The organism is Achromobacter sp. 46006 (assembly GCF_059761975.1).
On the sequence record NZ_JCBANN010000007.1, the window covers coordinates 75,603 to 98,816 of the forward strand.

Here is a 23,214-nt window from a genome sequence, read left to right on the forward strand (position 1 = left end):
TTACTCCTCTTCGTCCACGTGATGGGTGCTGAACGAACGCCAGACCAGAACCGGGATAATCAGGGTGAAGACGATCACTTCCTTGTAGGCGCTGGCCCAGAAGGACGAGAAAGATTCCAGCACGCCCACCAGCAGCGAACCGGCGGCCGCCACGGGGTAGCTCGCCAGGCCGCCGATGATGGCGCCGACGAAGCCCTTCAGGCCGATCAGGAAGCCGGTGTCGTAGTAGACCGTGGTGATGGGCGCGATCAGCATTCCCGACATGGCGCCGATGGCGGTCGCCAGCGTGAACGTCAGGCTGCCCGACATGGTGGTGCTGATGCCGACCAGGCGGGCGCCGCGGCGGTTGACCGCCGTGGCGCGCAGCGCGCGGCCATACAGCGTCTTGCCGAAGAACAGCCACAGCGCGATGATCAGCAGCGCGCAGGTCGCGACCACGAACAGGCTCTGTGCCGACCAGGTGGTGAAGCCCAGGTCGACCTGGCCGCTCACGAACGCCGGGGTGCGCCAGCCTTCGGCGCCGAAGAACACCAGGGCCAGGCCGGTCAGCGCGAAGTGCACCGCCACCGACACGATCAGCAGCACCAGGACGGTGGCCTCGGCCAGCGGCTGATAGACGATGCGATAGACCATCGGACCCATCGGGATCACCAGCAGCAGCGTCAGCAGCATGTTGAGCCACAGGGAATTGCCGGCGGCGGTGTAGGTGACTGTCAGCCAGAGCAGCGCCAGCGGCACGGCGAAACAGGTCAACACGGCCTTGGGCAGGCCTGCCGCGCTGCGGGTCCGCAGCGCGCGCAGCAATTCGAGCACCAGGCAGACCACGCCCAGCAGCGGCAGGAGATAGGCGGTGCCGGGCACCTTGCCGTCCACCAGCATCGCGAGTGTCAGGGCGCCGAACGCCACGAACTCGCCCTGGGGAATGAAAATGACGCGCGTAACGGCGAACACCAGCACCAGCGCCATGCCCAGCAGGGCATAGATGGCGCCGTTGACGATACCGTCTTGCAGCAGAATCAGCGCAATTGAGGAATCCATCTAACAACCTTATTGATTCTTGGTGTTCCGACCCCGCCCGGAACACTGATACGACACACCGGCCGGAGAGGCCGGTGCGAAGCATGGGGCGCCCTCACGGGCGCCCGTGGATCGGGCAATCCAGGGAAATTACAGGTTGGGCTGGTAGACCCACTTGCCGCCCTCGACCTTGACGATGACGCGCGAACGCTCGTCAAAGCCGGCGTGGTCGGTCGGCGACATGTTGAACACGCCCTGCGACGCGGCCAGGTCCTTGATGTTTTCCAGGGCGTCGCGCATGGCGGCGCGGAACTCCGGCGTGCCCGGCTTGGCGCCGGTCTTCAAGGCCACCGGCAAGGCCGCCACCACCAGTTGGCCGGCGTCCCACATGTGGCCGCCGAAGGTGTTGGTCGAACCGGCGCCATTGGCCTTCTCGTAGGTCGCGACGTAGGCCAGGGCCGACTTCTTGACCGGGTTGCTGTCGGGCAGTTGGGCCGCGACCAGCAGCGGGCCGGCCGGCAGGTACATGCCGTCGCAGTCCTTGCCGCAGACGCGCAGCACGTCGTTGTTGGCGGCGCCGTGGGTCTGGTAGATGGTGCCGCCGTAGTTGCGGGCCTTCAGTTCCTTTTGCGGCAGGGCCGACGGGGTGCCGGCGCCGGCGATCAGGATGGCGTCGGGCTTGGCGCCGATCAGCTTGAGCACCTGGCCCGTCACGCTGGTGTCGGTACGGCTGTATTTCTCGATGGAGACGATCTCGATGCCCTTGGCCTTGGCGGCCTTCTGCATGACGTCGAGCCAGCCGTCGCCGTAGGCGTCGGCGAAGCCGATGAAGCCCAGCGTCTTGATCTTGGACTTGGCCATGGCATCGGCCAGCGCGCCGGCCATCAGGGCGTCGTTCTGTGGCGTCTTGAAGACCCAGCGGCGCTTGTCGTCCACGGGCTCGACGATCTTGGCGCTGGCGGCCACGCTGATCATTGGCACCTTGGCTTCGGCGGCCACGTCCACCATGGCCAGCGAGCCCGGCGTGACCGAGGTGCCGATCAGCACGTCGACCTTGTCGTCCGTCGCCAGCTTGCGCGAATTCTTGACGGCCTGGGTCGTGTCGGTGGCGTCGTCCAGGACGATCCATTCGATCTTCTGGCCAGCCACTTCCTTGGGCAACAGCGCGACGGTGTTGCGCTCGGGGATGCCGAGCGATGCGGCGGGGCCGGTGCTGGACACCGTCACACCCACCTTGACCTGGGCACTGGCCAGCAGCGGCAGGGTCAGGGCAACGGCGGCGGCGGCCGCGGACAAGCCGAAGTGCTTGCGCATGTTTTGTCTCCTGTGGTGGCTCTTGGATGCCCCGGACGAGGCGGAAGCGAGCCTAGTTAAAGTTATACAGAAAAAAATATTATAGGGTTAAAACAGTATCAGATGACCTGACGCAACTACGGTAAATCCCTGATGTGCTACGGAAACCCATTTCAGCAAACGCATTCGTTAATGGCGAACTTGTACTTGAAACCCCGGCAGGCGTCAGTTGGGGGATTCCCTTGCCCGGGGTCAGCGGCCACGCATGGGCCAGACCCGTTCGACGCGCGTCGCCACCCAGGCCGCCAGCACGGCCTTGATCAGGTCGCCCGGGACGAACACCAGCACCGCCAGCGCGGCCTTGGACAGCCCCATCTTGGTGACCGCCGCCAGCCAGGGCACCCCGCAGGCGTAGACCACCAGGATGCCGCCAACGATGCAGGCAACGGCGTTGCCCGCCAGTTGCCGGCCGAAGCCCGCCGTCGCGCCCGCCAGGCGCCGCGCCAGCCAGCCGGTGATGAACGCGCCGGCCACCAGACCCACCAGGAATCCGCCGGTGGGCCCGAAGAACGCCCCCAGGCCGCCGCGCCCGCCCGGCAGCACCGGCAGGCCGATTGCCGCCAGCGCCAGGTACAGCAGGCAGGCCAGCGCGCTGCGGCCTGGCCCCAGCATGGCGCCGGCCAGCATGGCCCCCAGCGTCTGTAGCGTGATCGGCACCGGGATGCCCGGCAGCGGAATCGGCGGAATCAGGCTCAGCACCACGATCAGCGCGGCGAACAGCGCCACCAGCACAGTGTTGTTGGATTTCATTGCAATGCCCTTTCTATTAAGTGAGACCGGGAATCGGGGAAGGCCGGGAAACTATGGGCTGCGGGCGTCGATGGCCTCGGCCACTTCCTGCGCCCGCTTCAGCGTCAGCACCACCAGTGGCACGATCAGTGCCACCGGATTGGCGCCCAGTCCGCGCGCCGCCTGGGCCTCGCGGATCTCGTGGAAATTGCGCCAGATCTCGGGCACGAAGCGCAACGCCAGCGCCAGCGCCAGCGACACCCTGCCAGCGTCCAGCAGGCCGATGCGCTGCAAGGGCATCAGCACCCGCTCGCACACTGCGATCAGATCGGAGCTGCGGGTCGACAGCGTCACCGCCAGCGCCAGCCCGATCATCGCGGCGATCCGCAAGAGCACCGCCAGCGCCTCGCCCCAGCCCTGGAACCAGGCCGTGAACGCGCCGACCGCAAGCAGTACCCAGACCAGGCCGCGCACCTGGCGCCAGACGCCACCAGGCGACGCGCCGGCGCACCACAGCAACAGGCTGGCGACCGCGCAGGCGCCTGCCAGGATAATAGGATCACGCACCAGGAACAGCCCGGCGCCGGCCGCGGCCAGCGCCAGCAGCTTCAGCCCGGCGGGCAGCCGGTGCAGCGGCGAGTCGCCGGGAATATACAGGGGCTCGATCACGCGCAGTTGTCCCGGTACCAGCGCAGCGCGGCGGCCGGCGTATCGTCGGCGGCAATGGCGCCGTCCTGAACCACCAGCACCCGCTCGAAGTCTTCCAGCAACGCCAGGTCGTGGCTGACCACGATGGCGTCCTGCGGCATCGCGGCGATGGCGTCGCGCACCCGGTTGCGGTTGCGCAGGTCGAGTTGGGTGGTGGGCTCGTCGAACACCACCAGCCCGGGCCGCATCACCAGGACCGCCGCCAGCGCGACCAATTGGCGCTCGCCGCCGGACAGGGTGTGGCTGGTGCGGTCCGCCAGGTGACCCACTCCCAGGGCGGCCAGCGCGGCCTCGATACGGGCCTCGCGCCGGGCGCGGTCGGGTTCCAGGTGTTTCAGGCCGAAGGCCAGATCCTCGCGGACGATCGGAAAAACGATCTGGTTCTCGGGATTCTGGAACACGAATCCGACCTGGCGGCGCACCGCCTTCAAATCGTGCCGGGTATCCAGGCCGCCGACCCGCACGCTACCGGCAGTGGGCAGCACCAGACCGTTGACCAGCCGCGCCAGCGTGCTCTTGCCTGCCCCGTTCGGGCCGACGATGCCAATCCGGCGTCCGCCCAGGGCCACGCTCACCCCGCGCAACACTGTGGCCTGGGGCGTCGCTACAATCGCCTGGTCAAACTCGATTAACATGGGGCGGGATTATGCCCGAACCATTTTGGGCATCGGGACTCCAAGAGCTGATATGGACAAAGTACGCAAAACCGACGCCGAATGGCGGGCCCAGCTGTCCCCGGAAGAATACGTGGTCACCCGAGAAAAGGGTACCGAACGCGCATTCACCGGGCGCTACTGGAACACCTTCACCCCGGGCATCTACCGCTGCGTGGGCTGTGGCACGGCGCTGTTCGCGTCGGACACCAAGTTCGACGCCGGCTGTGGCTGGCCCAGCTATTTCCAGGCGCTCGACCCCGAATTGGTGCGCGAAGAGCGCGACACCTCCCATGGCATGGTGCGCACCGAAGTACTGTGCAACGTCTGTGATTCGCATCTGGGCCACGTCTTTCCCGACGGCCCCGAGCCCACCGGCCTGCGCTACTGCATCAATTCCCTGTCGATGACGTTCGAACCCACCGAAGAATGAAGAAGTTCCTGTTCGACCTCTTTCCGCTGTTTCTTTTTTTCCTGGCCTACCGCTTCACGGACATCTTCGTGGCCACGGGCGTGGCCATGGCGGCGGCGGTGCTGCAGATCGTCTGGCTCAAGGTCACCGGCCGCGCCACCGAGGCCATGCACTGGATCAACCTGACCGTGATCCTGGTGTTCGGCGGCGCCACCATCTGGCTGCACAGCGATGTGTTCATCAAATGGAAGCCGACCGTGCTGTACTGGCTGTTCGGCGGCGCCCTGGTGTTCGCCCGCCTGCTGTTCGGCCGCAACCTGATCCGCCGCCTGATGGAAAAGCAGATCCAGTTGCCGGATACCGCCTGGGACAGGCTCAACCTTATCTGGGCCGCCTTCTTCCTGCTGGCCGGCGCGATCAACCTGTACGTGGCGTTCTCGGGACACTTCACCGAATCCCAATGGGTCAGTTTCAAGGCCTTCGGCCTGATGGGGCTGATGATCGTCTTCGTCATCGGCCAGTCGATCTGGCTGGGCAAGCACATCCAGGCCGAAGACAGCCCCGGCGCCCCGCCCAAACCCTGACCCGCCCGCGGCCGGGCCCCGACGCCCGCCCCCTCCCTTGCACGGCGCGCGCCGCGTGCCGGAACTTTACGATTGACACCATGTCAGAGAGCACCGACCGCATCACCCTTATCCGGGAGCGCCTGGCCGCCCTGGAACCGGTTTCCCTGGACATCCAGGACGACTCGCATTTGCATGCCGGTCACGAAGGCAGTAAAAACGGCGCCGGCCATTATCGCGTCCATATCGTGGCGTCCTGTTTTGCAGGACTGAACCCCGTGGCGCGACATCGGCTGGTGTATCATCATTTGCAAGATTTGATCCCCTATCCGATTCATGCGCTTGCGCTCGACGCCCAGGCTCCCAAATAGAAAGTAAAAGGATATTCATGAAACGCATCATCATGCTGGCCGCCGCCTGCGTCATCGCCGTGCCCGCTTTTGCCCAGAACGTCGCCACCGTCAATGGCAAGGCCATCCCGCAGAAGAGCCTGGATCAATTCGTCAAGCTGCTGGTCAGCCAGGGCGCCACCGATTCGCCGCAACTGCGCGAGCAGGTCAAGCAAGAGATGATCAACCGCCAGGTCTTCGTGCAGGCCGCCGAGTCCGCCGGCATCGCCAAGCAGGCCGACGTCCAGACCGAGATCGAACTGGCCCGCCAAGGCATCCTCGTGCGCGCCCTGATGGCCGACTACCTGGCCAAGCACCCGGTATCGGATGCCAAGGTCACGGCCGAATACGAGAAGATCAAGAAGGAACAGGCTGGCAAGATGGAATACAAGGTCCGTCACATCCTGGTCGAAGACGAAAAGACCGCCAACGACCTGCTGGCACAGCTCAAGAACAACAAGGGCAAGTTCGAGGAACTGGCCAAGAAGAACTCGAAGGACCCCGGCAGCGCCGAAAAGGGTGGCGACCTGGGTTGGGCGCCTCCCACCAACTACGTCCAGCCGTTCGCCCAGGCCGTGACCCAGCTCAAGAAGGGCCAACTGGTCGACAAGCCGGTCCAGACCCAGTTCGGCTGGCACATCATCATGGTCGACGACACCCGTCCGGTCGAATTCCCGCCGCTGGACCAGGTCCGCACGCAACTGGAAGAAATGCTGCGCCAGCAAACCCTGGCCGACTACCAGAAGCAACTGCGCGAAAAGGCCAAGATCCAGTAATCCTGCGTCTTTCCACGAAAACTGCCCGCCCCGAGCGGGCAGTTTTTTTTCGTCTGAACAAATGGCCGCGAGGTAACCGGCGCCGCTCCGACATTAACAAAGGCCGCGCACCAAAGGCGGGCGGCCTGTTCGACAGTGCCAGGGCGGCGCGAGCCAGGCGCGATCAGGACGTGCCCAGAAGTTCCTTGAGGCCGTCCTCGTCCAGCACCGTGACACCCAGTTCCTGGGCCTTGGTGAGTTTGCTGCCGGCGTCCTCGCCGGCCACCAGGTAGGCGGTTTTCTTGGAGACCGAGCCGCTGACCTTGCCGCCCGCGGCCTGGATGCGCATGGAGGCTTCCTCGCGCGTCCAGTTCGGCAGCGTACCGGTCAGCACGAAGGTCTTGCCCGCCAGCGTGGTGTCCTGGGGCACGGCCTCGGCCACCGGATGCACGCCCTGCGCCTTGAGCTGTTCGATCACATCGCGATTGTGCTGCTCGGCGAAAAAGCGGCGGATCGAGCCCGCCACTACCGGTCCCACGTCCGGCACCGACGATAGCGCATCCTCATCGGCGTCCATGGTGGCTTCGATGCTGCCGAAATGCCGGGCGACATCGCGCGCGGTGGTCTCGCCCACGTGGCGGATGCCAAGCGCAAACAGCAAGCGCCCCAGCGCGGGCGCGCGCGCCTTATCGATGGCTTCGACCAGGTTGTCGGCCGACTTCTGGCCCATGCGATCGAGCCCGACCAGTTCGAGCGGGCGCAGGCTGAACAGATCGGCCAGCGTTTTGACGCGGCCGCTGTCCACCAGTTGCTCCACCAGTTTCTCGCCCAGGCCCTCGATATCCAGGGCCTTGCGGCTGGCGGCATGCAACAAGGTCTGCTTGCGCTGCGCCGCGCAGAACAGGCCGCCGGTGCAGCGGGCGATGGTTTCATCTTCCAGGCGCTCGATCGCCGAGCCGCAGACCGGGCAGGCCTTGGGCATGACGAACTCGCGCGCGTCCACGGGGCGTTTTTCGAGCACTGCGCTCACGACCTCCGGAATCACGTCGCCCGCGCGGCGCACGATGACCGTGTCGCCGATGCGCACGTCCTTGCGGCGGATTTCATCCTCGTTGTGCAGCGTGGCGTTGGTGACGGTCACGCCGCCCACGAACACCGGCTTGAGCCGGGCGACCGGGGTGATGGCGCCGGTACGGCCGACCTGCACCTCGATGTCCAGCAGCGTGGTGGTGGCCTCTTCGGCCGGGAATTTGTGCGCCAGCGCGAAACGCGGCGCGCGCGCCACGAAGCCCAGCAGCTTCTGCGCCGGCAGCGAGTCCACCTTGTAGACCACGCCGTCGATGTCGTAGGGCAGTTCGGGCCGCAGGGCGCCCACCTTGGCGTAGAACGCCATCAACCCCTCGGCGCCGGTGGCGCGGTGGTTGTGCTTCACATTCACCGGCAGGCCCAGCGATGCCAGCCAGTCGAGCATGGCGCCATGCGATTTCTCGGGCAGGGTCGAGGCATCCGCAGCGCCGGCCGACGCTTCGTCGAACAGCCCGCTCTGCGCGCCCGGCAGGCCGTGCACCTCGCCCCAGCCATAGGCGAAGAAGCGCAGCGGCCGCTTGGCGGTGATGCGCGGGTCGAGCTGGCGCAGGCTGCCAGCGGCGGCGTTGCGCGGGTTGACGAAGACCTTTTCGTCGCGCTTGGCCTGGGCCGCGTTGAGTTTCTCGAAATCGGCGCGGTTCATCAGCACTTCGCCGCGCACCTCCAGCACCTTGGGCGCCGGGCCGCTCAGTTGCAGCGGGATCGCCTTGATCGTGCGGATGTTGGAGGTGACGTCCTCGCCGGTCTGGCCGTCGCCGCGCGTGGCAGCCTGGACCAGCCGGCCGTCCTCGTAGCGCAGGCTGATCGCCAGGCCGTCGAGCTTCAGTTCACAGAAATATTCCGCCTGCTGCGCCGGGCCCAGCAGGCCGGCGCCGCGCAGCGTGTCGGTAACGCGGCGGTCGAACGCCACCACGTCCTCTTCGTCGAAGGCGTTGCCCAGCGACAGCATCGGCACCGCATGGCGCACGCTGCCGAAGGCCGCAACCGGCGCCGCCCCCACCCGCTGGGTCGGCGACTCGGGCGTGACCAGTTCGGGATGCGCGGCCTCCAGATCCTGCAATTCGCGCATCAAGCGGTCGTATTCGGCATCCGAGACGGAAGGATCGTCGTAGACGTAATAGCGGACGTTGTGCTGCTCGATTTCCGCGCGCAGGCGCGCCGCGGTTTCCGCCGCGGGGGTCCCTCCGGCCTTGCTCATTATGCAAACACCCGCTGGGCCCGTTCGCTGCCAGCGGGCAGGCCGGCCTGCTCGAGCTGGCCGAACAACACTTGCAGGCGCTCGTCGATGACGCTTTCCGAGCCCTCGGCCAGCGGTTTGCCCTGGTCGTCGACCAGGTCGGCGCGCAGGCGCCCCGCCAGTTCACGGCCCACGTCGACCATGCGGCCGAAGGCGCGGCTGTCGGCCGGGCTGCAGGGCACGTCCAGCAGCAGGTACAGGCGCTCGATGCCACCCATGCCGGCGTCGAAAGCGGCGCCATCGGCGCGCGCCAGCGTGAATCGGGCCACGCCGTTTTCGGCTGGCCAGGCCAGACGGCTGCCGTCGGCGACGAAGCCGGTGTCGCGGGCCACGCTCAGCACTTCGGCGGCCGGCTGGGCCGTGCCCAGCAGCAGGGTCAGGCCGACCTGGGTATCCAGGGCCGCGCAAGTGTCGTCCAGGCGCGCGGCCTGTTCCAGGACCGCCTGCTGGTCGGGGCCCTCGATGGTAGCGTCGAAGCGCTCGGCCATGTCCTGGGCGCGGGCCCAGGCCTGCGACCATTCGATGGCGGTCAGCGGGCCGCTGCGGTTGGCCAGCAACACGGCCAGTTGCATCGAGGCATACGACTCGCCGGCATGCACGCGCGCGCGGTGGCGGCGCTGGTCGGTCTCGGCGAACACGCGCATGGGCTTGCGGCCCACCTGGCGCAGGCTCTGCAGGTAGGGCAACAGATCGGCGCCGCGCACCGGCTCGGCGAAATTGACCTCGATGACCACTTCGCAGGCGGGGTCGGGTTCCTCGGCGTCGTCGGCATCGCTGCCCGGGTCGACCGGCCTGGCCTGCTCGGGGTGCGCCTTGGGCGTATCGCCCATGCCCGGCTCGCGGCGCGCGGGCGCGCCAGCGGCCGGCGCCGCGCCCGCCCCCAGCAGCGGGTCCTGCTCGGTGGTGGGGAAATGGGTTTGCATCTTGCGGCGGACACGGCGGTCCTGCCACCAGTTGAAGCCCAGCACCAGCAGTATCAGCAAGACGCCCAGGGCAATCAGCCCGATCTGCAAATCACTCATGTGTAAATCCCGCGCCATGAAGCCGGCGCCGTTCTGAATATTGGGTTTATGCCGCTTCGGAGGCCATCATCTGGACGGCCGAATCTATGTCTACCGCAACGATACGCGAAACCCCCTGCTCTTGCATGGTCACGCCCACCAGTTGCTTGGCCATCTGCATTGCGATCTTGTTGTGCGAGATGAACAGGAACTGGGTCTGCTCGCTCATGTTGGCGACCAGGTTGGCGTAGCGTTCGGTGTTGGCGTCGTCCAGCGGCGCGTCCACCTCGTCCAGCAGGCAGAACGGCGCCGGATTCAGCTTGAACAGCGCGAACACCAGCGCGGTGGCCGTCAGCGCCTTCTCGCCGCCCGACAGCAGGTGGATCGTGCTGTTGCGCTTGCCCGGGGGCTGCGCCATGACCTGCACACCGGCATCGAGGATTTCCTCGCCGGTCATGGTCAGCTTGGCCTCGCCGCCGCCGAACAGCTTGGGGAACAGCTCGCCGAAGTGGCCATTGACGACGTTGAAGGTCTCTTGCAGCAGGTCGCGGGTTTCGCGATCGATCTTGCGGATCGCGTCTTCCAGGGTTTCGATGGCGGTCATCAGGTCAGCATGCTGGTCGTCCAGGAACCCCTTGCGCTCGCGTGAAGTGTTCAGTTCGTCCAGCGCCGCCAGGTTGACCGAGCCTAGCGACTCGATCTGGCGCGAGATGCGGGTGACTTCCGATTGCAGCCAGTTGGCGCGGCGCCATTCGTCGGGCTGGTTGGCCAGGTCCCGGGCCAGGGCCTCGCGGTCGACCTCGCGGGCATCGAGCTGCTCGGTGAATTGTTCCTCGGCCAGGCGCGCAGCCTGTTCCTGCAATTGCAATTCGGTGATGCGGGCACGGCGCGGCTCGAGCGTGCGCTCCTGCTGCAGGCGGTCTTCGTCGGCGCCGCGCAGCAGCGCCGCCAGGTTTTCCATTTCCTGCCGCGCGCGCGCCAGCGCTTCTTCGCGCTCGGCACGCACTTCCAGGGCGTCCTGCAGGCCAGCCTGTGACGCCGAGGCGTCCAGATCGGCCAGATCGGCCATCAGTTGTTCGAGTTCGACACTGCCGCGCTGGCTCTGGTCGGCCGCCAGTTGCTGGTTGCGCTGCAGGTCGGTGATACGTACCTGGATGCCGCGCTCGGCGAACTCGGCTTCCTGGGCCGCGCGCTCGAGCTCGCGCAGGCGGGCGCGGGCGGCTTCGGCCTGGGCAGCCAGGGTCTCGCCGTCCATTTCGGCGTCTGCGAATCGCGATTGATGCTCGGCCAGCTCTTCGTCCAGCGCCTCGAAGCGGGCCTCGGCCTCTTCGCGGGTGGCGCGCAGGTCTTCCTCGTGCGCCGAAATCTCTTCGAGGTCCTGGCGCAGGCGCGCGGCGTGTTGGCCGGACTGCTCGGCCTGTTGCTGCAGGCGCGAATGCTCGAGCTGGATATCGTGCACCCGGCGGGTCACTTCGGCGACACGCTGGCGGGCCGGCGCGATCGCCTGGCTCACCTGCTGCCAGGCCACTTCAGCGCGCGCCACGGCAGCGCGGGCCTGGTCGGCGATCAGTTGCTGGGCCTTGATCTCGCGCTGCAGGTTCTCGATTTCCTGCTGGCGCGCCAGCAGGCCGGCCTGTTCCGAATCCGGGGCGTAGAAGCGCACGCTGTGCGCATCCACCAGGTGGCCGGCCTTGACCACGCAGGCGGCGCCGGCCGGCAGCGTGGCGCGGGTGGCCAGGGCCTGGGCCAGGTCGGTGGCGGTGTAGATGCCGGCCAGCCAGTCATTGAGCAGCGTGCGCAAGTCGGGATCGGTGATGCGCAGCAAGCTGGCCAGCGGCGTCAGTCCGGCGGGAGCCGCCGGGGCCGGAGCGGCGACCGGCAATTGGTAGAAGGCCAGGCGGGCGGGCGGCGGATCCTCGGAGAACGCGCGGGCCCAATCCAGGCTGCGCACTTCAAGGGAAGCCATGCGCTCGCGCAGGGCGGCCTCCAGGGCGGTTTCCCAGCCCGGTTCGATGTGCAGCTTCTGCCACAGGCGCGACAGGCCCGCCAGCTCGTGCTTGGCCAGCCAGGGCTCTAGCGCGCCCTGCTTCTGCACGTCATCTTGCAACTTGACCAGGGCCGACAGGCGTGCCTCCAGGCGCGCCAGATTCTGCGCATCGGTCTGGGCGGCCGCCTGGGCCCGGCTGCGCTCGGCGTCGGCATCCGGCACCTTGCCTTCGAGGGCCGCCAGTTCTTCCTGCGCCTGCTCGAGCTGGTCTTCGCCGGCCAGGCGATCGCCGGCCAGTTGTTCCAGGCGTTCCGGATCGGGGCTGTGCAGTTCGCGCAGTTCCTGCTGCAAGCGCTCGCGGCGCTGTTCCAGGGCCTGCATCTGGCGGTCGGCATCGCGCTGGGTCTGCGCCACCAGGGCCAGGTTCTGCTCCACGCGGGCCAGCGCGGCGCGCATCTCGTCACGGCCGGCGGCGGCTTCGCGCACGCGCTGCTCGACCGCCGGCAACGCGGCCTGGGCGTCCTCGGCGGTGGCGCGCGCCTCTTCGGTGCGGGCCGCGCCAGCCGCCAGGTCTTCTTCGGCCTGCGCGATCTGTTCGGCGCAATGCTCGCGCTGGCTGGTCCATTCGGCGATCTGCTGCTGCAACTGGTCGCGGCGCGCCTGCAGGCGATTGCGCGAGTCCACCACGTGGCGGATCTCGGCCTCCAGGCGGCTGACCTGGGCGTTGGCCTCGTACAGCGCGCCCTGGGCGGTATGGACCGCGTCGCTGGCGGCGTAATGGGCCTGGCGCCGCGATTCGAGCGCGGCCTCGCCTGCGCGCAGGCCGGCGATGGCGGCTTCCAGCTCGTTCTGGGCCTGGGCCATTTCCTGCGCCTTGCGGGCGCGCTCTTCGCGCGCGCCGGTTTCCTTCAGGAACCACAGCGCATGCTGCTTCTTTTCGCCGTCGGCCTGCAGCTCGCGGTAGCGGGTGGCGACCTCGGCCTGGGCCTCCAGCTTTTCCAACTGGCTGTTCAGTTCGCGCAGGATGTCTTCGACCCGGGTCAGGTTCTCGCGCGTGTCGGACAGGCGGTTTTCAGTTTCGCGGCGGCGCTCCTTATAGCGCGACACGCCGGCCGCCTCTTCCAGGAACACCCGCAGTTCCTCGGGACGCGCCTCGATCAGGCGGTTGATCATGCCCTGGCCGATGATGGCGTAGCCGCGCGCGCCCAGGCCGGTGCCCAGGAAGATGTCGTGGATGTCGCGGCGCCGGACCTGCTGGTTGTTGACGAAATAGCTGCTGGTGCCGTCGCGCGTCAGCACGCGGCGCACGGCGATCTCGGCGTAGGTGCTCCATTGCCCCGCGGCGCGGCCTTCGCTGTTGTCGAATACCATTTCGACCGACGCCCGGGCCGCCGGCTTGCGGTTGCCTGAACCGTTGAAAATCACGTCCTGCATGGACTCGCCGCGCAACTCCGAGGCCTTGGCCTCGCCCAGCACCCAGCGCACCGCATCGATGATGTTCGATTTGCCGCAGCCATTGGGTCCCACCACGCCCACCAGTTGGCTGGGCACGGGAATCACGGTGGGATCGACGAAGGACTTGAAGCCGGCGAGTTTGAGCTGAGTAAGACGCACAGTACGATGACGACGGGGTGGGTTGAACGAAAGGCGTTAACGGACCTGCCGCACACATTGCAAACCGGCCCACGGAGGGCCGGCTTGCGGATGGGTCGTATGATACCGCAGGCAGTCTGTCCCCAAACGTGAACAACGGTCAAGCCGGGGACTGCCCTCCCCCTCGCGCCCCACCGGATGACCTGCCGCAACCCGCGGGCAAATGCTGAATAGCCCTACCCGCGCCACGGGCTATACTCGCTGACACTTTTTCGCAAGACGCATAATTTTCATGCAGACCGACCGGGCTCAGGTCAAAGTACGGGGACATTCTTGAAACGAGGTTTCTATCTGGTCATGGCCGCGCAGGCCTTCTCGTCATTGGCGGACAACGCACTGTTCATCGCCGCGATCGCCCTGATCCAGGAACTGCACGGCCCCGACTGGCTGGCCCCGATCATGAAATGGTCCTTCGCCCTGGCCTACGTGGTACTGGCGGCGTTCGTCGGCGCCATCGCCGACTCCTATCCCAAGGGCCGCGTGATGTTCTCGACCAATGCCCTGAAGGTCGCCGGCTGCCTGCTGATGTTCTCGTATGCCAGCCTCGGCATCGCCTCCCAATACCAGACCTACCTGGTCTGCGCCGCCTACGGCGTGGTGGGCATCGGCGCGGCGGCCTACTCGCCGGCAAAATATGGCATCGTCACGGAAATGCTGCCCCCCACCATGCTGGTCAAGGGCAACAGCTGGATCGAGGGCCTGACCGTCTTCTCCATCATCCTGGGCACCGTGCTGGGCGGCTTGCTGATCTCCACTACTGTCTCGACCGCGCTGCTGCAGCATTCCTTCATCGGCAAGCTGGTGCATACGCCGGCCGAGGCCGCCATCCTGGTCATCGCCTTCGTCTACCTGCTGGCGGCGCTGTGCAACCTGCTGATCCCGCACACCCACGTGCGCTATCCGCCGCAGCAGAAGAACCCGGTCAAGCTGGTGCGCACCTTCTGGGGCTACGTCCGCGTGCTCTGGAAGGACAAGCTGGGCCAGATCTCCCTGGCCGTCACCACCCTGTTCTGGGGCGCCGGCGCGACGCTGCAACTGATCGTCATCGAATGGGGCCGCAGCCATCTGGGCTACCAGTTGGACAAGGCCTCGATGCTGATGGGCGTGGCCGCCCTGGGCACGGTGGTGGGATCGATCCTGGCCGGCCGCATCCCGCTGCGCCGCGCCCTGTCGGTGCTGCCGGTCGGGGCCGCGATGGGCCTGGTGGTGCTGCTGATGCCGATGGTCTATTCGCCCTGGAGCGTCTACCTGCTGCTGCTGATCACCGGCGGGCTGGCCGGCTTCTTCGTGGTGCCCATGAACGCCCTGCTACAGCACCGCGGCCACGTACTGCTGTCGGCCGGCCATTCGATCGCGGTGCAGAACTTCAACGAGCAGCTCAACATCCTGCTGATGGTGGCCATGTACACCCTGCTGCTGTGGCTGCAGTTGCCGATCAACATCATCATCGTGATTTTCGGCACCGTGGTGGCCGTGCTGATGGTGGTGTTCATGCGCTGGAGCCGGCGCAACCTGGCCGCCAACCCCGAGCTGCACGACCAGATCGGCCAGGAAGGCCACGGCCACGCGCTGGACCCGCACACCCACTGACCGCCCCCGCCGGGCCGCGCCGGCGGCGCCGGGAGGCGCGCCGCGGCCTACAACTCGCGGGACGCCAGCTTCAGGTCTTGCCAGGCGCGCGCCTTTTCGACCGGGCTGCGCAACAGGTAGGCCGGGTGATAGCTTACGATCACCGGAATCTCGCGCCCTTCCTCAGTCTTCATCTGGTGCACCCGGCCCCGCAGGTTGCCGATGGTCGCGTCCGTGCCCAGCAGCGTCTGGGCCGCGAACCGGCCCAGCACCAGGATGCGCTCCGGCCTGAGCAGCGCGATCTGGCGCATCAGATAAGGGCTGCAAGCCGCGATTTCCTCGGGCTTGGGATTGCGGTTGCCGGGCGGCCGGCACTTGATGACGTTGGCGATGAACACATCTCGCTCGCGGCTCATGCCCACCGCCGACAGCATCGCATCCAGCAATTGCCCGGAGCGGCCGACGAAGGGCTGGCCCTGCCGGTCTTCCTGTTCGCCCGGCGCCTCGCCCACCACCAGCCAGCGAGTGGGCTGGCCGCCATGGCCGAACACGGCATGGCGACGGCCGCCGCACAGGCCGCAGGCGGTACATGCCACCACCTGTTCGCGCAGTTCGTCCAGGGTGGCGTTCTTGACCGCTTCGGCCACCGGAATCGCCGCCGGGGCGGCATCGGTGGACACCTCGGCCTTGGGCGCCGGCTTGGGCGGAGGGCCGTTGCGCAGGGCCGGGCCGGGGCCAGCCGGGCGGACCGCCGGGGCCGGCGACGGCGTAGCGGCATCACGGGCCGGCGACGGCCCGACGCTGGCGGGCATCGCCGGAGCCGGGGATTCCTGTTTGGAAACAGGCACTTGAGGCGTGACCGCGGGCGCGCCCTGCGGCTGGGGCGCGGGCCGCAGCCACAGGCGCTCCATGCCCAGCTCGCGCAGCCAAAGGCGCTGCAGCGGATTGACGCGGGGCGCGGCCGATGCCGGCGCGGAATGGTGGGCCGTCACGCCGCCGCTCCCTGGGGCGTGGCCACGGCGGACGCGTCCAGGCGCTTCTGCATCACCAGCGCGTCCTCGCGCCCGCCCTTTTCGGCCGGATAATAGCCCCGCCGCAGGCCGATCTGCAGATAGCCGCGAGCCTTGTAGAAAGCGACCGCCGGGGTATTGGACGGGCGCACCTCGAGCAGCACGCCATCCAGGCTGCGCTCGCGCGCCTGCTGCTCGCACCAGTCCAGCAGCAGGCTGCCCAGCCCCTGGCGATGCAGGTCGCGCGTCACGGCGATCACCAGCAGATGGGCCACGTCGGGCGCAAACATCAAGATACAAAACCCGGCCAGACGGCCATCGCGCCGCAACGTCCAGGCGCCATAGCCCGCCGCCAGCGCATCGGCGAAATTGCCCCGGGTCCAGGGAAAGGCCTGGACATTGGCTTCCAGCGCCACCACCTCATCCAGGTCGGCGTCGGTCAGCGCCTGCGGCACCAGCGGCGCCAGCTTCGAGCGCGCCTTGGGGTTGCCGCCCTCGCCACGTTGGCGCTCGGCGGTGGTGAAAGCGACCTTGTCGCGTACGTACAGAGGCGCGGCCTGCTCCGGCGGCAGGGCCTCGCCGCGCTGCCAGGCCTGGCGGGCCAGCCGCGCCACACTGGCCGCCTCGGGCCGCTGCGCCTGGAGGGCGCGGCGCCAGCCGGCGGCAACGGGCATGTCGGCGGCGTAGGCGTCCCAGGCATCGCCCGCCAGCAGCGGGGTCAATGCGCGACCGGCCGCGCGCGACCAGGCGGGCAGATGATGGGCCGTCCAGGGCGCCACTTCGGCCGCCGCGATCAGCAGCGGAGCCTGCAGGGTGTCCCAGGCGGGCTCGCCCGTGGGGCCGGTGCCCTGGCGGTAGACCGCCAGATAGACCTCATTCATGCGGGCGTCCAGCGCCACCACGATGGCCTCGTCCGGCGAGCCGCCCGCCTGGACGGCCACGGCCTGGTGCGAAACCACCGGCAGCACCGGGATGCCCAGGCCCATGGCCATGCCCTGGGCCACGCCGCAGGCCACGCGCAGGCCGGTAAAGCCGCCCGGCCCCTGGCCGAACGCCACCGCCTGCAGGGCGCCGGGCGCCAGGCCGGCCTCGGCCAGCAGCTCGTTGGCCATTGGCAAGAGGCGTTCCGCGTGCTCCTGGGAGCCCTCGTGTTCGCGCACGGCGACCTCCAGCCTTCCTTCGGAGGCGCGCAAAAGGGCCACGCCGCACCGCGACGAAGAGGTTTCCAGAGCCAGCAGGTTTAGTTCCATAGGTGCAGATTGTACGAAATACCGGGGCAGTTCCCCCGTATGTAAGGGGGATTTCAACCATGGTTCGCAATGTGTAATATCTTGTGAACGCCCACTAGCCGCTGGTTCTCGTCACTGTTACATTTCCGGCCATGAACACGCAAAACACCACCCCCACCCGAAAAATCCTCGTCGTCGACGATGATCCGCGCTTGCGCGATCTGCTGCGCCGGTATCTGTCCGAGCAGGGATTCAACGTTTTCGTTGCCGAAGACGCCAAAGAGATGGGCAAACTCTGGCAACGTGAGCATTTCGACCTGCTCGTGCTGGATCTGATGCTGCCTGGCGAGGATGGCCTGTCCATCTGTCGCAGGCTGCGCGGTGGCCACGACAATACCCCCATCATCATGCTGACGGCCAAGGCGGAGGAAATCGACCGCATCGTCGGCCTGGAGATGGGCGCGGACGACTACCTGTCCAAGCCTTTCAATCCCCGTGAGCTGCTGGCCCGGATCAATGCGATCCTGCGCCGTCGCGGCACCGAGGAACATCCCGGCGCTCCCAGCCAGGAAAACGAATCGATCGCCTTCGGCCCCTACGTGCTGAACCTGTCGACCCGCACCCTCACCCGCAATGGCGAGCAAGTGCCCATCACCACCGGCGAATTCTCGGTGCTCAAGGTGTTTGCGCGCCATCCGAAGATTCCCCTGTCGCGCGACAAGCTCATGGAACTGGCCCGCGGCCGCGAATACGAAGCCTTCGACCGCAGCCTCGACGTGCAGATCTCGCGCCTGCGCAAGCTGATCGAGCCGAACCCGTCCAAGCCCGTATTCATCCAGACCGTCTGGGGCCTCGGATACGTGTTTGTACCGGACGGTGGTAGTTGATCGACACGCCCGCCCCGGGCAGGAGCGCAGCTTCGTGCCCCGCTTGCGCAGAACCTTCAGGAACCTGACTTCACGTCTGCGGCTCGGCTTGTTCGGCCGCACGTTCCTGCTGCTGGCCGCGCTGATGCTGGTCAGCCTGGGGGCGTGGCTACAAGTCTTCTTCAGCATGGAGCTGGGACCGCGCGCCAACCAGATGGCGCAGCGGGTGATCACGGCCGTCAATATCACGCGCACCGCGCTGATCTACTCGCACAACGGCGAACGCAGCAAGCTCCTGCTCGACCTGGCCACCAATGAAGGCATCCAGGTCTATCCGCGCGAAGTCACCGACTTCGCCGAAGCCCTGCCCGACGACGATTACTGGCAACGCGTGGCGCAGCACATCCGCACGCGCTTCGGCCCGGAAACCCAGATCGCCTGGGGCGTGAACCAGGTGCCGGGCTTCTGGGTCAGTTTCCAGATCGAGAAAGACCTATATTGGCTGGTGTTCGAACGCGAGCAAATCGGACTGACCGGCGGCATCGAATGGCTGGGATGGGGCGCCACGGCGCTACTGCTGTCCCTGGTGGGCGCGGCGGTCAGCGTCGGTTTCGTCAACCGGCCGCTGTCGCGGTTGGCGCGCGCGGCCCAGGTGCTGTCGCGCGGCGAGACCCCGGCGCCCCTGCCCGAGCAGGGCCCGCTGGAAATCCGCGACCTGAACGCCTCGTTCAACCGCATGGCCAAGGATCTGCGGCAGGCCGAGGCCGACCGCGAGCTGATGCTGGCGGGCATTTCCCATGACCTGCGAACGCCGCTGGCGCGCATGCGCCTGGAAATCGAGCTGAGCGGCGTGTCGGAAGACGCGCGCCAGGCCATCGACGAGGACCTCGGCCAGATCGACCACAGTATCGGGCAGTTGATGGAGTACGCCCGGCCCGCCGGCACCCTGCCGCAACTGGCGACCGACATTTCCGCGGTACTGGCCGAACTGTATGAACGCGAGCGCAGCCACACGGCGTCGCTGGGAGGCGAACTTGACGCCACCCTGGAACCCGGCCTGCGCGCCCGCATCACGGCGCTGGACCTGAAGCGCATCGTCAGCAACCTGATCGAGAACGCGCGCCGCTACGGCCGCTCGCCCGACGGCATGGCCCACCTGGTCATGACATTGCAAGCCGAGGGCGGCATGATCGTCATCGAGGTATCCGACCGCGGCCCCGGCATCGCCCCCGAGGACGTCGACCGGCTGCTGCGTCCCTTTTCCCGGGGAGAGGCTGCCCGCACTGGCGTCAGCGGCGCCGGCCTGGGCCTGGCGATCGTCGAGCGCCTGCTCAAGCACGTCGGCGGCGCCCTGCGCTTGCTGCCGCGCGAGGGCGGCGGACTGACCGCCCGCATAGAGTTGCCCAAAGCGAAGTTTAGGAATTATCAATTAGACAACGATAATCCATAGCGTAGAATTTATGGATTGAGGCACCGCCTTAATTCCACCAACAACTACTGGGAGTAAACATGAAAACTGTTGGCGACAAACTCGAGCCCTTCAAGGTTACCGGCGTCAAGCCCGGCTTCAACCAGCACGAAGAAAACGGCGTCTCGGCTTTCGAAGACATCACCGAGAGCTCGTTCCCCGGCAAGTGGAAGGTGATCTACTTCTACCCCAAGGACTTCACGTTCGTGTGCCCGACCGAAATCGTCGGCTTCAACAAGCTGGCCAAGGATTTCGAAGACCGCGACGCCGTCCTGCTGGGTGGCTCGAGCGACAACGAATTCGTCAAGCTGGCCTGGCGCCGTGAGCACCCGGACCTGAACAAGCTGGGTCACTACCAATTCGGCGACACCACTGGCGCCCTGATCGACCAGCTGGGCGTGCGCGAGAAGGGTGCTGGCGTTGCCCTGCGCGCCACCTTCATCGTCGACCCGGACAACACCATCCAGCACGTTTCGGTGAACAACCTGAACGTCGGCCGTAACCCGGAAGAAGTCCTGCGTCTGCTCGACGGCCTGCAAACCGACGAGCTGTGCCCGTGCAACCGTACGGTTGGCGGCGCCACGCTGTAATTTCCAGCCCGGCCGGGGACCTGTCCACAGGTCCTTCGCCGGGCTTTAACTGCGCTAGATTATAGGTAAAAACTATGGAATTTCTGACGACCATTAAGGAACAACTGCCGGATTGGGCCAAGGACATCCGCCTGAATCTGGACGCCGTGATCGCCCGCTCGACCCTCGCCCCGGAAGACGCCGTCGGCGCCGCCCTGTCGGCCGCCTACGCCGCGCGCAGCCCGGCGCTGGTCGAAGCCTTCAAGAGCGGCCTGTCGGAAGCCGACGCCAATGCCGCGCTGACCGCTTCGGCGCTCATGGGCATGAACAACACCTGGTACCCGTACGTCGAAATGACCGGCGATGCCCAGTTGAAAAGCCTGCCTGCGCAATTGCGCATGAATGCCTACGCCACCCATGGCGGCGTGGAAAAGAAGCGCTTCGAACTGTTCGCCCTGGTGGCCTCCATCATCGGCAAGTGCCACTTCTGCGTGGCCTCGCACTACGAGAACCTGAAGAAGGATGGCCTGTCGACGGAACAGTTGCGCGACGCCGGCCGCATCGCCTCGGTGGTCAACGCCGCCGCCCTGGCGCTGGCCGCCCAGGGCAAGTAAGCCCGCCGCGACCGGCCCCTGCCGCGGGGCCATGAACAAAGCCCGCTTGCTCACGCAAGCGGGCTTTTTTACGGAAGGCGATCCCTGCCGCCCCGCCTTCGCTATTGCCCCTGGGATTTGACGGGGTTGGTCGGCAGGCCGTTGGCCACCCATGCCTCCATACCGCCGCGATACCAGTAAACGGGCCAGCCCATCATGCCGGCGCGCAGCGCCGCGTTGTACGAGGAGCGGTCGTTCATGCCGGCGCCGACGATGATCAGGGGCACGTTGTGCTCTTTTTCGGTACCGGTCTTCTTGTGCAGCCAGCCATCGAACGCCTCCTGCATCTGGTCGGTGATGCTGCCGTCCGAGCCGGCATCGCTCAGCGGGAAGGCGCCGGGGATGGTTTCGCGCAGGCCGCTGGTGTCGATCACCAGGAAATTCTTGTTCTTCTCGTCGGTCAGCAAGGCCACCACGTCCTTGGTGGTGACCACCTTGGCGCGCGGATGGCTGTTCGGCGTCGGGCCTTTGTAGGGGGCCGAGAACAGTAGCGTCGTCGGCGGCACGCCGCTATCGCGCAGTTCGTCGAAACCGCCGCTGGGCGCGCGTTGCGGCTGGCCGGCGGGCGCCTGCTGGCGGGGCTGCTGCGGCGGCGCCTGTCGCGGGGCCGCCCCGCCCTGCTTGGGTTCGCCGCCGACGGTGCCCATTTCGATATCGGAAATCATCACCGCGATGTTCTCGATCAGCTCATAGCACATCGTGATCGAGCCTTCGCGCGGGCTGTACCAGGCGTTGAGCTTGCCGCAATCCTTGAAGACCACGTTCACCGGCCGCGGCAGGACGTAGGTCTGGCCCAGCAGCTTGATGTTGTTGGCAATGGCTTCGGACAGGTTATTGGCGAACAGATTGCCGATGCGCCGCGACGACGGCTCGAACGTCACGTTCACCGGCGCGCCGGGCGCGTTCGCCGGCTGCTGGCCGTCGGGCGACCAGGCGCCGACGCGGGTATGCGGCGCCAGGATGCGGCGCCAGGCCCGGTTCTGCTTGGTGAACTCATCGGCGCAACGCGCCTTGGTACGATCCTCGAACCCCACCTGGTCGACCAGCGAGGCGAACACCCCCGGATTGCCGCCATACATGATGCACAGCATGTTGCGAAAGCGCTTGAGGTCGCCTGTGTGTTCGTCTTGCCAGGGCGAATTGCCGGCCCCCTTGGCCTCGGCCAGCTTGCCGCTGTAGTACCACTGCAGGGCCGCGTATTTGGCCGCGCCCTGGGCCATGGCATTGGTGTCCTTGTCGCTCGACGGATACATGGTCGGCTCGACGATCTGCAGCGCCGAATAGATATCGACCGCGTCTTCCTCCGCGCCGGTCGACGGCAGCTCCAGTTCGCCGATCAGCGCGTGGCCGAACTCATGCATGAAGATGCTGCGCATGATGCCGATGTAGACCGCCACGATGCGCAGCGAATCGCCGCCGAAGCGCGGGTACGGGCCCGCGCCCGGCAAGCCGCTGTTGCTGCCTGAATCCGGCGCGGCCTGGGGCGCGCGCGGTTGCGATGGCGGCGCTCCGCCGCCCTGGGCCGGCTTGCCACCTTGGGCGGGAGCGATGTTCGAATTGATGGCGAAGTCGGCGATACCGAAGGTACCGACGTCGTAGGCCATGATGCCGAGTTCGGAACCCAACGCGGGTTCGTTCTCGATGTCGCCGATCTTCTGGCCATTGACGATGAAACGGGCCGCGCCCGGCACCTCGACCACCTTGATGCGGTCGGAGCCATCCAGCTTGGCCACATTGGCCACATTGGCGATATCGCGGCGCTTATCGCCGTCCAGACAAAACAGGATGGTCTGCTTGGCGGCCGTGAGCTCCAGCAGGCACAAGCCCTTGCGCGCGCGGTTGGTCAGCGCCAGGCCGATAGATGCCTTGGGATTCTTTGAATTCAGGACCACATTCACGTCGGTGATGCGGCCGGTCTCCGGCGGCTGCCCGACATTCAGGTAAAGCGTCTGCTCGCTGCCGGCCAAGGTCTTGTTGCGCAGCGTGAACCAACCATCCTCGACACCGGCGGTCCAGCCTTGCAACATCTGCGTGCGGACGCTGCCCGAGAGCGGGCCGAGCTGCTGCTCGAATTCTGCATGTGCAGGCGAAGCAACGGCGACGAGAGCCAACAAGGCAGCGCCACGTACATGCATCTTAGTGTCCCTATTATCCAGGCGTTAAGTAGCGGCAGAATATTCCAGTTCAAATTCACCTGCAAGACGAAAACACCGGTGTTTTCGGCCCCCGCGGGCCAAAGGACGCGGGAACCCCGCTCAACCGCAGCAGCCGCGCGGTTCCCGCCCTGTTTTGCGGTTTGTTAATTTG

The 23,214-nt window shown here is 66.8% G+C and carries 20 protein-coding genes; 9 read left to right on the forward strand and 11 right to left on the reverse strand.

Annotated elements, in window-relative coordinates; genetic code table 11:
- The 5 genes from AC6LKG_RS06140 to AC6LKG_RS06160 form a co-directional block, all read right to left on the reverse strand.
- Positions 1–1,038 (reverse strand): branched-chain amino acid ABC transporter permease, encoded by a 1,038-nt coding sequence (locus AC6LKG_RS06140; RefSeq protein ID WP_498163521.1) that lies wholly within the window; start codon positions 1,036–1,038, stop codon positions 1–3.
- A 129-nt stretch (positions 1,039–1,167) separates the two neighbouring features.
- Positions 1,168–2,331, reverse strand: coding sequence for an ABC transporter substrate-binding protein (locus AC6LKG_RS06145; RefSeq protein WP_498163522.1), 1,164 nt, complete (start codon positions 2,329–2,331; stop codon positions 1,168–1,170).
- Positions 2,332–2,562: 231 nt separating this feature from the next.
- Positions 2,563–3,120 (reverse strand): biotin transporter BioY, encoded by a 558-nt coding sequence (locus AC6LKG_RS06150; RefSeq protein WP_498163523.1) that lies wholly within the window; start codon positions 3,118–3,120, stop codon positions 2,563–2,565.
- A 51-nt stretch (positions 3,121–3,171) separates the two neighbouring features.
- Entirely contained in the window at positions 3,172–3,768 is a 597-nt protein-coding gene (locus AC6LKG_RS06155; protein WP_498163524.1) for an energy-coupling factor transporter transmembrane component T family protein, read from the reverse strand.
- Complete coding sequence (locus AC6LKG_RS06160; RefSeq protein WP_498163525.1) at positions 3,765–4,442, reverse strand: energy-coupling factor ABC transporter ATP-binding protein; 678 nt, start codon at positions 4,440–4,442, stop codon at positions 3,765–3,767. Before AC6LKG_RS06160 ends, AC6LKG_RS06155 begins: the two co-directional genes overlap by 4 nt.
- 52 nt (positions 4,443–4,494) lie before the next feature.
- Between AC6LKG_RS06160 and msrB the strand changes: the two genes are divergently transcribed.
- From msrB to AC6LKG_RS06180, 4 genes are all read left to right on the forward strand, one after another.
- Positions 4,495–4,893: a peptide-methionine (R)-S-oxide reductase MsrB gene (msrB, locus tag AC6LKG_RS06165; protein WP_498163526.1), complete on the forward strand. Its 399-nt coding sequence runs from the start codon at positions 4,495–4,497 to the stop codon at positions 4,891–4,893.
- Positions 4,890–5,456 (forward strand): septation protein A, encoded by a 567-nt coding sequence (locus AC6LKG_RS06170; protein WP_498163527.1) that lies wholly within the window; start codon positions 4,890–4,892, stop codon positions 5,454–5,456. Before msrB ends, AC6LKG_RS06170 begins: the two co-directional genes overlap by 4 nt.
- Positions 5,457–5,536: 80 nt before the next feature.
- Positions 5,537–5,806 (forward strand): BolA family protein, encoded by a 270-nt coding sequence (locus AC6LKG_RS06175; RefSeq protein WP_498163528.1) that lies wholly within the window; start codon positions 5,537–5,539, stop codon positions 5,804–5,806.
- 17 nt (positions 5,807–5,823) lie between these two features.
- Positions 5,824–6,600 carry a peptidylprolyl isomerase gene (locus AC6LKG_RS06180; RefSeq protein ID WP_498163529.1) on the forward strand — a complete coding sequence of 259 codons (777 nt, stop codon included), beginning with the start codon at positions 5,824–5,826 and terminating at the stop codon, positions 6,598–6,600.
- Positions 6,601–6,763: 163 nt separating this feature from the next.
- On the opposite strand, the gene ligA is transcribed toward AC6LKG_RS06180, so the two are convergent.
- From ligA to smc, 3 genes are read right to left on the reverse strand one after another with little or no spacing between them, the layout of a single operon-like run.
- The gene (gene ligA, locus AC6LKG_RS06185; protein WP_498163530.1) at positions 6,764–8,863 is read right to left on the reverse strand and encodes an NAD-dependent DNA ligase LigA; all 2,100 of its coding nucleotides are present in this window, start codon (positions 8,861–8,863) and stop codon (positions 6,764–6,766) included.
- Positions 8,863–9,924, reverse strand: a complete 1,062-nt coding sequence (locus AC6LKG_RS06190) for a cell division protein ZipA C-terminal FtsZ-binding domain-containing protein (RefSeq protein ID WP_498163531.1) — start codon at positions 9,922–9,924, stop codon at positions 8,863–8,865. The genes ligA and AC6LKG_RS06190 overlap by 1 nt, the downstream gene beginning before the upstream one ends.
- 46 nt (positions 9,925–9,970) lie before the next feature.
- Positions 9,971–13,504: a chromosome segregation protein SMC gene (gene smc / locus AC6LKG_RS06195; protein ID WP_498163532.1), complete on the reverse strand. Its 3,534-nt coding sequence runs from the start codon at positions 13,502–13,504 to the stop codon at positions 9,971–9,973.
- 312 nt (positions 13,505–13,816) lie between these two features.
- On the opposite strand from smc, the gene lplT reads away from it, so the two are divergent.
- Positions 13,817–15,133 (forward strand): lysophospholipid transporter LplT, encoded by a 1,317-nt coding sequence (gene lplT, locus AC6LKG_RS06200; RefSeq protein WP_498163533.1) that lies wholly within the window; start codon positions 13,817–13,819, stop codon positions 15,131–15,133.
- Positions 15,134–15,180: 47 nt separating this feature from the next.
- Here the strand turns inward: lplT and AC6LKG_RS06205 are convergent, their stop codons facing one another.
- Together AC6LKG_RS06205 and tsaB are read right to left on the reverse strand one after the other, a co-directional pair.
- A complete protein-coding gene (locus tag AC6LKG_RS06205) occupies positions 15,181–16,104 on the reverse strand; it encodes a uracil-DNA glycosylase (protein WP_498163534.1) in 924 nt (307 codons plus the stop codon).
- Positions 16,101–17,372 carry a tRNA (adenosine(37)-N6)-threonylcarbamoyltransferase complex dimerization subunit type 1 TsaB gene (tsaB, locus tag AC6LKG_RS06210; protein WP_498163535.1) on the reverse strand — a complete coding sequence of 424 codons (1,272 nt, stop codon included), beginning with the start codon at positions 17,370–17,372 and terminating at the stop codon, positions 16,101–16,103. Before tsaB ends, AC6LKG_RS06205 begins: the two co-directional genes overlap by 4 nt.
- A gap of 131 nt (positions 17,373–17,503) precedes the next feature.
- Here tsaB and risA point away from each other — a divergent pair, with 131 nt between their 5' ends.
- From risA to AC6LKG_RS06230, 4 genes are all read left to right on the forward strand, one after another.
- Positions 17,504–18,238: a response regulator transcription factor RisA gene (gene risA / locus AC6LKG_RS06215; RefSeq protein WP_003813882.1), complete on the forward strand. Its 735-nt coding sequence runs from the start codon at positions 17,504–17,506 to the stop codon at positions 18,236–18,238.
- 34 nt (positions 18,239–18,272) lie between these two features.
- Positions 18,273–19,667: a sensor histidine kinase RisS gene (gene risS / locus AC6LKG_RS06220; protein WP_498163536.1), complete on the forward strand. Its 1,395-nt coding sequence runs from the start codon at positions 18,273–18,275 to the stop codon at positions 19,665–19,667.
- Between the two features lie 59 nt (positions 19,668–19,726).
- Complete coding sequence (locus AC6LKG_RS06225) at positions 19,727–20,275, forward strand: peroxiredoxin (RefSeq protein ID WP_006389231.1); 549 nt, start codon at positions 19,727–19,729, stop codon at positions 20,273–20,275.
- Positions 20,276–20,349: 74 nt separating this feature from the next.
- Complete coding sequence (locus tag AC6LKG_RS06230; protein ID WP_498163537.1) at positions 20,350–20,868, forward strand: carboxymuconolactone decarboxylase family protein; 519 nt, start codon at positions 20,350–20,352, stop codon at positions 20,866–20,868.
- A 101-nt stretch (positions 20,869–20,969) separates the two neighbouring features.
- On the opposite strand, the gene AC6LKG_RS06235 is transcribed toward AC6LKG_RS06230, so the two are convergent.
- Positions 20,970–23,021: a DUF4344 domain-containing metallopeptidase gene (locus tag AC6LKG_RS06235; protein WP_498163538.1), complete on the reverse strand. Its 2,052-nt coding sequence runs from the start codon at positions 23,019–23,021 to the stop codon at positions 20,970–20,972.
- Between the last annotated feature and the right edge of the window lie 193 nt (positions 23,022–23,214).